The organism is Teredinibacter waterburyi, from assembly GCF_001922985.1.
In the GTDB taxonomy this organism is placed as follows: Bacteria; Pseudomonadota; Gammaproteobacteria; order Pseudomonadales; family Cellvibrionaceae; genus Teredinibacter; species Teredinibacter waterburyi.
Map to the genome: position 1 here is coordinate 95,592 of NZ_MRUH01000169.1, position 11,188 is coordinate 106,779.

At 50.6% G+C, this 11,188-nt stretch carries 6 protein-coding genes; 5 read left to right on the top strand and 1 reads right to left on the bottom strand.

Annotated features, from left to right (window positions below):
- Positions 1–6: 6 nt before the first annotated feature.
- Positions 7–2,997, bottom strand: coding sequence for an HzsA-related protein (locus tag IDZ20_RS15900; protein WP_188152435.1), 2,991 nt, complete (start codon positions 2,995–2,997; stop codon positions 7–9).
- 909 nt (positions 2,998–3,906) lie between these two features.
- Here IDZ20_RS15900 and IDZ20_RS15905 point away from each other — a divergent pair.
- The 5 genes from IDZ20_RS15905 to IDZ20_RS15925 all read left to right on the top strand — a co-directional run bounded on the left by IDZ20_RS15905 (position 3,907) and on the right by IDZ20_RS15925 (position 11,125).
- On the top strand, positions 3,907–5,208 hold the full coding sequence (locus IDZ20_RS15905; RefSeq protein WP_425443437.1) for a hypothetical protein: 1,302 nt from the start codon (positions 3,907–3,909) through the stop codon (positions 5,206–5,208).
- A 2-nt stretch (positions 5,209–5,210) separates the two neighbouring features.
- Entirely contained in the window at positions 5,211–7,724 is a 2,514-nt protein-coding gene (locus tag IDZ20_RS15910; RefSeq protein ID WP_188152496.1) for a LamG domain-containing protein, read from the top strand.
- Positions 7,725–7,748: 24 nt separating this feature from the next.
- On the top strand, positions 7,749–9,374 hold the full coding sequence (locus IDZ20_RS15915; RefSeq protein WP_188152436.1) for a general secretion pathway protein GspF: 1,626 nt from the start codon (positions 7,749–7,751) through the stop codon (positions 9,372–9,374).
- A gap of 154 nt (positions 9,375–9,528) precedes the next feature.
- A complete protein-coding gene (gene hpaR / locus IDZ20_RS15920; protein WP_188152437.1) occupies positions 9,529–9,966 on the top strand; it encodes a homoprotocatechuate degradation operon regulator HpaR in 438 nt (145 codons plus the stop codon).
- 247 nt (positions 9,967–10,213) lie between these two features.
- Positions 10,214–11,125: a cation diffusion facilitator family transporter gene (locus tag IDZ20_RS15925; RefSeq protein ID WP_188152438.1), complete on the top strand. Its 912-nt coding sequence runs from the start codon at positions 10,214–10,216 to the stop codon at positions 11,123–11,125.
- Positions 11,126–11,188 lie beyond the last annotated feature (63 nt).

Here is an 11,188-nt window from a genome sequence, read left to right on the forward strand (position 1 = left end):
TGCCGTCTACGGCGCTTCAAACGGATTATTGTAGTACTGGCCGCCAATATCCAACCATTCTGCAATAAGTTTTAACTCGGCGCCATTTAATCGGCCGAGGTGTGAACCGCCTTCCTCAAATAGGCTGTAAAAGCGATCGCTGGCTAAAGCGCCATTGGGCGACATTAGCGATGCAGCGCGATTACCGGTAGCTTGCCGAACGGGAATGGGCATCAATACACCATCGACATCTTCCAGTTCTTGCACCATATAAGGCACAAGATTGTCGTTTTCGTCGCGCACCAAGGTTAGCGCCGGGTCGGTATTATCAGCGGGTGCCGGTTGTGTGTTGCCGTCGGCATCAAGCGCTTCGAATTGGGCGACGGTATCGATGACCAGCTGAATCATTTGATATTGAATTTCACCATCGATTACTACTATCTCGGTTTCTGGGCGGATCGCACCGGTGCGTTCGTCGACTTCCAACACTAAGTTGCCAAACAACAGCGACGCATAGGAGGTGGCGTAGTCTTCGCGTTCTGGCGACTGTTCCCCGCTTAAGTTTAGCTGCTCATTACCGGCGGGGATAATAAGTGCGCCGTCGGCGTTGCGGGAATTGTGACAACTGGTGCAGGTGTAATCGGCCACTAGCATATCGTCGTCATCAAATACCCGTCGGTCTAAATCCCATAGTGGCTGAATATGTTCCATGTAGTTGATCACACTGCGGCACAAGCTGTTCCAATTGGCACCACAGTTGGTTGGCGCGCTGGTACTGAGGTCGCGAAAGTTCAAATCAACCACTGGTGCGCGAGGTCGTATGCCGTCATCTGTCCATTCTTGATAATCGGTGATGTTCATCGCCGGTGTGCGTACGCCATTTACACGAGCAAAGTATTGCGCCATGGTTTCGCCGACTTCGGGCGCCAGCTGGGCAAAGCCGTTGGCGTCGATTAACTGGGTGCCAGGAAAACTGCCGCCGCCAGTAGCGCCAGTATTTAGGGATGGATGTTCGGCGTCGGCGCGGCCATGGGCAACTTCACTGTCAGCGTCGCTGTGGCAGCCGGTACATTGACGCGTCTCTCCGGCACGCAGGGTTAGCCAATATTCGTGTCTTGGGCCTATGTCGCCGCTGCCGTCAGCGGTTACCCGCTTGCCGTCTGCGTTAAGAATCGAGAAGGTAAAGGCGACATCTGCGGGTACTTTTACCATAACCGAACCGTCCGGTTCGATCGGGACGTAGCCGAGGATATCTTTCATTTGGTTACCGGCACGGCCGTAAGCGCTGTTATCGAAATCAATAACATCTTCGCTGGCGTATGATACGGCCTTAAGGAGCCGTAAAAAACGTGCGGGACGTTCGGTGGCTGGAGTGATGTTTGGGTTGGCTGTCGCGTTGATACCGGCTGGGGATATGTCTATGCCGTCCAAGTCATAGACACTGCGAATATGAAGGATACCGACATTCTCATCGGCGAGTGACTGTTCGTAATCTATACCGGCTAATATGCCGGGAAGATAATCCGGCAGTGGTCGCGCTTCAATAACGATCGCCTCAGTGAAAATAGTATCGAGCTCGGGCAGTACCACCGGCGCTTGGGTGTCGGTAATTGGGTCGTAAATCCAGAGGCCGTAAACCGGCGGTGCAATTTGAATAGTGCCGAGGGCCAGAGCTTTTTCTGTGCAGGGGTAGTTGCCGACTGAGGTACTGGCTACAACAACCGGTGATTCGGTTTCGTCGAGCGGATCGCCGTTGCGATTAACGTAGGCGCCATCGTCGTTAATGAGTTCAGAATTGCCGTTGATAAAAATACCGAGTTTATAGCCGCGTAACTGGCAGGGGCTCCAGCTGGCTAATTGGCGACCGGTTCCATCGTCTATTGGGTAGGCGGAATTGTACGAACCGCTGAGCGTGATGTTGCCGTCACTGCGCACCTGGCCGGAGACAAGTGATTCTTGCGCGACACCCTCGTTGCCGTCGACGGTTTGATTGGCTTCAATAAAGTTAGCAATATCAATCGCGACTATATCGCCACCGTAACGACTATTGAGCCGTGGTTTTAAGCTAACTTGCACACGTCCGTCCGGAAGCTCGCGAGGCTTAGCAAACACTGCTTGAGCGTCGTCGCTACCGGTGTTTTGGCTGTGGAATCCATAGGCTAAACTTACATCGGTACCATCTGGGCGAACGGTGTAGAGACTGAGACGATCTTTGCTATTTAAATAATTATCCCAGCGTAAAAATATAATGCGGCCGTCACTTAAAACACTGGGCTGTAAATCGTGACTTTGATTAAAGGTAATTTGTTTTACATCGCTGCCATCGTCATTCATGGTGTGTAGTACCAGCGCTTCGGTTTCTTCGCGATCTTCTGTTAGCGCGGCGAATTGCGGTTTATTTTCATCGAGTAATACGGCGCGTGAGCGGCGTTGTCGCGTAGACGAAAATACGATGCGGTCGTCGGGTAAATACGCGGGCGAAATATCTTGCCCTTCTTCGGCAATAATGTCGGATTCAATAATACGGCGTAAAACCGCTGTTTCTAAGTTGTATTCCCAAATATTCCATGTTGGCTGATCTTCCTCGTCCGCATCGGCAATTTCAGGCGCGCGCATAGCAAAAATAAGTTTACTGGCGTCGCTATTCAGAGATAAATCTTTTACGTCGTAGGGCGGGGTGAATGTAGCCGGTGTGTCGGTTGATTCTGTGTCGCTTGCGGCGACTTCAACACTAAAGGCGATATCGGTAATAACTGTAAAATCGGCAGGCACCGATGCGCGATCTTTAACGATTAAGCGTGCGCCGGGATTAAATGCGAGCGGGTCGAGTATGTTATCGGCTACCGCAATGCCATCTTCGTCGAGCGGAATGGGGCGTTCAATATAAGCGATAGGAAAATCCACAACCACTGGGTCGGGCTCTTGGCTATTGCCGCTGCTGCCACTGTTGCTAACATCGCAACCTTGTAGGCAAGCTAGGGCGAAGGCTATCGAGCTGAGGTGCCAAAGTGATTTCATAGAGTTTCTCAATTAATTCCTGCCGGATGAATCATGCGTCATTTTACGCGATAAAAAAGAAGTTTCAGGTTGCTAAGCTTCGGTATTTTGCAAAAAACCGCACGTAAATTTAACCGTGCGTTAAAAGTCTAGGCCAATGTAAAACAAGCTCTATGCCGAAAACAGGCTTTTTTTGAGTAAATGTCCACGGGGTTACGATTCTTTACATAATAAAAGTTTTTTTAGGCGAATATGTAACCGTGCTAAATCAGTTTGGTTTTCCGGAATGTCTTGTATGCGTAGCTTTCGGTGGACAAGCCGCTTGTGGAGTAACTGATTTCTTAGAGCCTTTTTGTTAAGAAACACAATTGCTTAAATCTTTATGTATGCATCAAGAAAGTTTGGCGAGCGAATATATGAAGTGGTTCTCAAATTTTTGCCGCATTGCTGTAAAAAGTATGAGAGTTGTAATTTGCGGAACAAAAACTGCGTTAGCACGGGATAGATTTTGAGTTTGGTTCTGCATTTGATTGCATTGTTGGTTAGCGCAACGAAGTTTGTCCTCAGATATTTAGGTTAATGGTGATATGCCTGTTCTGCGAGCTGACAATTTTTGACCAGAGCCAACAATTTTTGCGGAACGGACAGTTCGTAAAAATAGAGCGTTTTTTTGCTATAAGCGCTTTTTGCCAAGCCGGCGGTCGGAAGGGGAAACAGCTACCCGCAATAGCCACTACACTGGTTTTATTGCGGTTGGTGTAACACACAAAATGTGCGCTTAGGTGTAGAGCTGAAAATAACTTGGTGCTGACAAAGGTGTAGTGCTAAGTAAGCTGTAGTGCAGAATTAGCAGCGCCAAGAATATATTCACGCGTTCGCGGTAATCGCGAAACCAAGTATTAAATAGAATTCAGTAGAGTGGGTAAGGCTATGAACAAGCGTCACAATCACTGTCGGTTTAGGCAAATCAGTTCGGTGAGGGTCAGGTTCTCCAGCGCTAAGCAGCTTCTGCTGGTCGCTCTCAGCGCTGTCAGTTTCGCTGTGTCTCTAGCGGCCGAAGCTGGAAAGCTGGAGCAGGCAAAGCGCATGCATGAGCGTCTTGCCGGCGTGCCCCCGAGCGAAGAAATACTGCTGCAAATGAAGACAGATCTCGACAATGGCGATGGTATTGCCGCCGCGATGAAAGCCATGGAGCATGATGCTTTTTACAATGTGACAATTAAAAATTGGGCGGCACCTTGGACTAATCGCGAGCAGAATGTGTTCGTGCCACTTAATGATTACATCGCCACGGTAGTGGGTTTTGTTCGCGATAGTAAAGCATTCCCCGGCGACGACTCTGCACCGGGAAAGGATTTTCGCGAGCTGTTGTACGCCGACGTTTTGTACGAAGCGAATAGCAGCCTAGGTTTGCCAGCCTACTCTACTTCAAACAACAATCACTACGAGCAATTGGAGTCTGGTGGCTATAGCTTGCAAGATAATTTGATCGAGCGCAGCCAGTCGACGCTCACCGGTTTGCCCGCAGAGGCCACGGCCGGCGTGGTAACGTCGCGCGCCGCATCGAAGGCGTTTTTTATCGCCGGTACCAATCGCGCCAATTTTCGCTTTACCTTGATGAACCATCTCTGTCTTGATTTGGAGCAGGTCCACGATGTTACTCGCGTACCGGATAGAATTCGTCAGGATGTTTCGCGCAGCCCCGGTGGCGATGCGAGGGTTTTTCTCAATAACTGTATAGGTTGCCATTCGGGAATGGACCCAATGGCTCAAGCCTTTGCCTACTACGATTATGTCTACGATGCCGACACCGATCTTACCGGTGAAAATGGTTCACTTTCCTACAATCGTGATGGTGATATCGATCCAGAAACCGAGTCGCGGGTAAAGGCTAAATACCGTATTAACAGCGCAACGTTTCCTTTTGGCTACGTTACGCCCGACAACCATTGGAATAATTACTGGCGCGAGGGGATCAATAAAAACCTCGGCTGGGACGAAAGCCTAGATGGTGCCGGCGAAGGTGCGAGCAGCATGTTACAAGAACTCGCTCACTCTCAGGCATTTGCATCTTGCCAAGTGAAAAAAGTTTTTAAGGCGGTGTGCTTACGCGATCCAGGTGACAGCGACGACCGCGGTCAAATTAGTAGCATGACCGACGATTTCAAGGCCAACGGCTACAACATAAAGCAGGTTTGGGCCGAGTCTGCTAACTACTGTAAGGGAGAATAATGATGACTCTTCAAGCTCCCTCAAAAAACACATTCTCTAAACTGGTTTTGCGAAGTGCCTTACTGGTTGCTATAGCGCTAAATTTAGCGGCCTGCGGCAGCGGCGATAGCGGTCAGGAAAATACGATTCTGCCCGACACCAGTGCCAGTGATCGCGAGTCTGGCATTGTGTATAAAGGCCCGCCTCCGGTGGATGCCGACGTGAGTGCCTTTAAAGCCAATATCTGGGATAACCTAGCCACCGAAGAACGCTGTGGCCAGTGCCATATTGCCGGTGGAGTATCGCCGGAATTTGTACGCACTGACGATATTAATCTTGCCTACGCTGCGGCTAGTCGTTTGATTGATTTAACCGCGCCATCGCTTTCACGCATGGTCGAAAAAGTTGGTGGAGGCCACAGTTGCTGGCGAGATGATCCGCAGGTGTGTGCATCCATCATTACCAACTATATCGAAGCCTGGGCGACCGTTACCGGCACCGAGTCCGACAAAATCGTGCTGGTAGCGCCGCAAACGTTGCATGATGTTACCGACAGTCGCAGCTTCCCAGGGGATAGTGATGCCTTTGCGAGCACTGTTCATCCATTGCTAACGGAATACTGTTCAAACTGCCACTCAGAAGATTCAGCGTTGCAGCAACAGCCCTACATCGCTAGTGCCGATCCAGATGTCGCCTACGATGCCAGTAAGAGCAAAATCAACTTAGACGATGCCGCCGGTTCGCGTTTGGTAACGCGTTTACGCAGTGAATTTCACAACTGTTGGGATGGCAGTTGCGCAACTAGCGCTAGCGAGATGGAAGCGGCGATTAATCAGTTGATTAATGCGATTCCAATCACCGAGGTCGACCCTAGTTTGGTTGTCAGCCGAGCGTTAAGTTTGCCGGAAGGCATTGTCGCGAGTAACGGCGGTCGTATGAAGGCTAATGCCATTGCTCTCTACGAGTTCCAAAGTGATTCTTTGGAAAAGGCTTACGATACCAGTGGTGTGGAACCGGCACTCGACCTAAACCTTATTGGCAATGTCGAGCGTGTTGGTGGCTGGGGTATTCGTATTAATGATGGCAAGGCACAGGGCTCGACCAGTGCCAGCGCCAAGCTACATAAGCTGATTACCGCCACGGGAGAATATTCACTCGAAGCTTGGGTAGTTCCAGACAATGTGACTCAGGATGGCCCTGCGCGTATCGTCAGCTATTCCGGCGGCCCCGAGATCCGCAACTTCACTCTTGGTCAAACCCTCTATAACTACAACTATCTGAACCGCAGTACCAAAGCGGATGGCAACGGTATGCCGATGTTGTCCACGCCAGATGCCGACGAGGTGTTGCAGGCAACCCTGCAGCATGTGGTGGTGAACTTCAGCGCAATATCCGGCACCTCTATTTACCTGAACGGTGAAAAGATTGTCGAGAACGCCGATATGGCCGGTGCGTCCTTGAATGACTGGGATAACACCTTTGCATTAGTACTTGGCCGCGAGGTAGATGACGACGATATGTGGCAGGGGGTGATTCGTTATCTCGCCATTCACAAATTGACATTAACCGAAGCTGAGATTCAAAAGAATTTCGAGGTGGGCGTCGGCGAAAAATTCTATCTGTTGTTTAGCGTTGATCAGCATGTGGATTTGCCGGATTCCTATATTGTGTTCCAAGTTCAGCAGTTCGACAGTTACAGCTATCTGTTTAACAGCCCGTTCTTCATTAGCCTTAGCGATCAGGCGCCAGAAGCTCCGTTTGAAATTGACGGCATGCGAATTGGTATTAATGGTCGCGAAGTTCCGATAGGGCAGGCGTTTGCCAATATTAAAATGCCTATCTCCAGCGCCAATTATGACGCTGAAAATGGTGTTCCCTTATCGACGCTGGGGGCGATTATTCCTTTGGATAAGGGCGCGGATTCCGATCAGTTTTTCCTCAGCTTCGATCGTATTGGTAGCGCTAGTTACAATCGCGTGGAGTCCAATCCTCCTGCACCGGGTGTCGCCGCAGATCTTGGCGAACAGAGTGATATTGGCCTGCGTACCTTCGCTGAAATTCATGCAACTCTAGCGCAAGCGACCGGTGTAACCCTCGCCACTATGCCCAGCGCTGTTGCCGCCGTGTACGAAATTGTGAAGCAGCAGTTGCCAACGGTGGAAAACATCGACGGCTTTGTTGCGGCTCATCAGGCGGGTGTGATGCAGCTGGCGGTTTCTCACTGCACGGCGTTGGTAGATGACAGCAGTCGACGCGCGACTCTTTTCCCTGGGTTTGATTTCGGTGCCGAGATTAGTGTCGATAATGTCGATCTGCTCACCAACCCGTTACTAACAGGACTGGCGGCACAGGAATTGAGTTTTGACGATCCCGACACGGGCGCCACCACTAAAAGCTTGGACACGCAGCCAATGCCAGATGACGTGCGCGCGCTTATATACGACCTTGTAATGGATATGGACGGTGCCGGCACGCGCAACACTGCGATTGCCGTGTGCGCCTCAACTCTCGGCAGTGCCGTGATGATCATCCAATAACTGAATTTGCAATAGGAAACTCCCATGGCCAAGCGTAAGAATTTTTTCAGCCCCGATGAGCCCCTGCTGCATCAGGATCATCATCGCCCCAAAACGCGACGAGACTTTATCGCCCAAGGCTTTCGTGCAGGTGCTGGGTCGGTTGTTGGCACCTCCATTTTTAGTATGTTTGCCAAGCCGAATAAAGCCTTCGCTTTGTCGAGCGACATCAACGACATGCTCGACGAGTGTGGTATTAGCTTAGGTGCCGGTAAGATCCCGTTTATTTGTTTTGACCTTGCCGGCGGTGCGAATATCGCAGGCTCTAATGTTTTAGTTGGCGGTCAAGGCGGGCAGATGGACTTTCTCGGTACCGCTGGTTACAGCAAACAGGGCTTGCCTGGCGATATGATTCCCGGCTTACCAGAAGCGACCCCGGCCGAGGGAAGCAATGGCGACCATACCGATACCCAGTTGGGTTTGGCGTTCCATTCAGATAGCGGCTATTTGCGCGGAATTTTGGAGCGCACCTCCTTGACCACACGTGCAGGTGTCAATGGCGCCGTGATTGCGGCGCGCTCGGAGAACGATACCGGCAACAATCCGCACAATCCCATGTACGCCATTAATATGGCTGGCGCTAATGGTGAATTACTTACCCTAGCGGGGTCGCGAAGTAGTGATTCTGGCGGCAACTCTATGGCGCCGGCGGATATGATTAACAACGAGGTTCGACCGACTAAAATCGACCGGCCATCCGATGTGACCGGTTTGGTCGACGTGGGTGATTTTGGCAGCTTGAGTGAGTCGCAGGTTGTCAATGTTATGGAAGCTGTGGCGCGTATTAGCGAAGCCAAATTGGGTCGTGTTAACACCGGCTTGTCTACCGATGCAGAAGTAAAACGCTTGTTGCATTGCGCCTATATTAAAAGCGCTTATCTGGCCGAGAAATTCCCTAACCCCGCCATTCTCGATCCGGCATTAGATACCGATATAGTCGGCCCTGGTGGTATTTTTACTAGCGAAGAATTTAACAACGATCGTGAATTTCAAAAAGCGGCGTCGGTTATGAAACTGGTGATTGGCGGCTACGCCGGCGCCGGCACCGTCACCATGGGCGGCTACGATTATCATACGGGCGATCGCGCGACGGGCGAACAGCGTGATTTGCGCGCAGGCCGTTGTATGGGGGCCTGTTTAGAATACGCCGCCCGCAACAACATGCCACTGATGATGTACGTGTTCAGTGATGGTTCGGTATTCAGCAATGGCATGCTCGACAACACGATTGAAGGTCGCGGTAAAGGTGTTTGGACCGGTGACAATCAACAAACGGCATCGGCCTTCTTTTTAGTTTATAACCCCGGCAGTCGACCTGTCTTGGTGGGCGCCACGCCGGAAGAGCAAGCGATCCATCAGCAAATTGGATATATGCGCGCCAGTGGTGATGTTGAAACCAGCTCTAGCTCGGATCGACCCAACCCTGCGGCGAATAACGTTAACTTGTTAGTGCAAACGGTAATGCTTAATTACATGGCGCTGCACGGCGAGTCAGGGCAATTTGAGCAGGCGTTTACCAATCGCGGGCTTTTCCACGGTCTCGGCAGTGCAGGAATGATGGATCGAATTACCGCATTTCAACCCATAGTCTCGGGCACCGTTACGGGTTAATTTGGGGTTAAATGTTTTTTCTTATGAGTTTCGTGTAGTTAACAGCAATTTCTTATGGTTTATTGATTCAAGAAAGCCCTGAAATCGTACAACACCTTCGACGCTCCTTGTCTATGCTTAACAGAGTAGAAAACAATGGCACAAGGTAAACTCGATGACCCTACACAATGAAACTCTTCCGTTATTGCTCCTTAAGGCCCGTGAAAATTCCATCGCGATGGTGAGGCCGGTGCTCCAGCAGTTTGGGCTAACCGAGCAACAATGGCGCGTTATTCGAACGCTGCTACGAGAAGGTGAGATGAATGCGCAGGATCTTGCCATGGAGAGCTGCATACTGAGCCCCAGCTTATCGCGAATTCTTACGCGCTTGGACAGCGACGGCATTATTTTACGTAAAACCGATAGCAATGATCAGCGTGCTTTAATAATCCGCTTGAGCGCCAAAGGTAAGCGTCTACATGATCGAATTGCGCCAAAGGTGGATCAGCAATATAAAGTGTTGTCGCAAAATGTGGGTAAAGACACCATTCAAGATCTTGTCGGGCTACTGCAAACATTTTCCGCTAGCCCCTTAACAAGAACAGGCATTTAGTAAATCGTATCTAAACCATCGCCCATAAGTTCTACCCGAGCCTCTGTGTAGTCGCGAAACCGGCCAGTTTTCGCCCAAGTCTCTTCCTTACAAATCTCTTCACGCCGAACACCGCGCCTGATAGCGGTGCTCGACGTTTAGTCGCCAGGTTAATTTTCGAGATAACCACATGCAAGTTTTGACTTGCACTGTCCGCCGTGGAAATCCATCATAGCCGCCTCTCTCACTATCAAGCGTAGGAATTGTTATGGCCGATATGTCGGGTTCCGTGAAGACGATTATGTATGCCTTTGTGGCGAATCTTGGTATCGCAATTATTAAATCATTTGCGGCCGTAGTTACCGGTTCTGGCGCTATGTTGGCAGAGGCGATTCACTCCTTTGCGGACTGTGCTAATCAGCTACTGTTGTTTTTGGGCATCAAGCGCGCCAAGCGCCCGCCAAGCCCCGAGTTTCCGCTTGGCTACGGTAAAGAAATCTACTTTTGGTCGTTTATTGTGGCGGTGATGTTGTTCTCGGTTGGTGGGCTTTTTTCCATCTACGAAGGGGTTCACAAGCTAGCCCATCCAGAACCCTTAGCGAAACCGCATATAGCTTTAATCGTATTGGCGATATCGATGGTGCTTGAGGCAGGTGCGCTGTTGGGCTGTATGTCGGTGGTTCGCCCTAAACTTAATGGGCGCAGCTGGTGGCAGTGGTTTCGCAAGTCTCGGCAAAGCGAATTGGTTGTGGTTTTCGGTGAGGACTCGGCCGCATTGCTGGGTTTGACCGCCGCTTTTGTGGCTGTAGTTGCAACAATGATCACCGGCAATCCACTGTACGACGCTCTAGGTTCTATTGCGATTGGCGCGTTTCTAATCGTTATCGCCATATTGGTTGGACGAGAAGTGAAAGAGCTATTGGTTGGCCAAGGGGTAGATCGACCGGTACAGATGGCGATGGAGCAAACCTTACGCGACGATAAGCGCATAGCCGAGCTTTACAACGTTATTACCTATCAGATGGGCAATGACGTTATGGTGGCGGTGAAGGCACGGATGTGCGAAGAGGGTTCAGTTGCCCAGTTATTGAACGACATTAATGCTACTGAAGCCGATTTTAAGCGCGCCTACCCTCAGGTGTTGTGGTTGTTTTTTGAGGCAGATAACAGCGACGACTGATCGAACTATGGTCGTTTTGCGCAGCCTACGGGCGGTGCAAAACGCCTAGGTTGTGGTCTAGGT

Bases quoted from the DNA above. Each gene is read 5' to 3' on its own strand.
- IDZ20_RS15900 (WP_188152435.1), bottom strand. From the start codon at position 2,997: ATGAAATCACTTTGGCACCTCAGCTCGATAGCCTTCGCCCTAGCTTGC.
- IDZ20_RS15905 (WP_425443437.1), top strand. From the start codon at position 3,907: ATGAACAAGCGTCACAATCACTGTCGGTTTAGGCAAATCAGTTCGGTG.
- IDZ20_RS15910 (WP_188152496.1), top strand. From the start codon at position 5,211: ATGACTCTTCAAGCTCCCTCAAAAAACACATTCTCTAAACTGGTTTTG.
- IDZ20_RS15915 (WP_188152436.1), top strand. From the start codon at position 7,749: ATGGCCAAGCGTAAGAATTTTTTCAGCCCCGATGAGCCCCTGCTGCAT.
- hpaR (WP_188152437.1), top strand. From the start codon at position 9,529: ATGACCCTACACAATGAAACTCTTCCGTTATTGCTCCTTAAGGCCCGT.
- IDZ20_RS15925 (WP_188152438.1), top strand. From the start codon at position 10,214: ATGGCCGATATGTCGGGTTCCGTGAAGACGATTATGTATGCCTTTGTG.